The following is a 360-nucleotide window of genomic DNA, read 5'->3' as shown; positions in this document are numbered from 1 at the left end:
GCGATCCGCCTTAGTAACATCGAATTGACGCCGCTCTCGGGCGCAGGCTTGTCGGCCGATGCAGATAACGATGGCGTGACCAACGATGTCGATCTCGACTCGGATAACGACACCATCCCAGATGTGATTGAAGCCGGTCTGGCAGACAGCGATGGCGATCTCAAGGTCGATAGCATTGACCTGCAAGCCAGCGTTGATCCCGCCCCCGATTCTGACGGTGACGGCATTCCTGATTACCTCGACTTGGAAAGCCAAAACGCAGAGAACGACGGCACGGCCTTTGACATGGCCGCCAGTGACTTTGCGGCGTTTGATTCCAATGGCGATGGCATGCTCGATGGCAATGACGAACTCGGCGGT

At 56.9% G+C, this 360-nt stretch carries 1 protein-coding gene; it reads left to right on the top strand.

The window, feature by feature from the left end:
- The coding region (locus tag A1OO_RS23495) for a hypothetical protein (protein WP_017005318.1) at window positions 1-360 on the top strand (360 nt) is incomplete at both ends.

This window comes from Enterovibrio norvegicus FF-33 (assembly GCF_000286835.2).
GTDB lineage: Bacteria > Pseudomonadota > Gammaproteobacteria > Enterobacterales > Vibrionaceae > Enterovibrio > Enterovibrio norvegicus_A.
The sequence above is the reverse complement of the archived record's forward strand: the minus strand, read 5'-3'. Positions and strand labels throughout refer to the sequence as shown.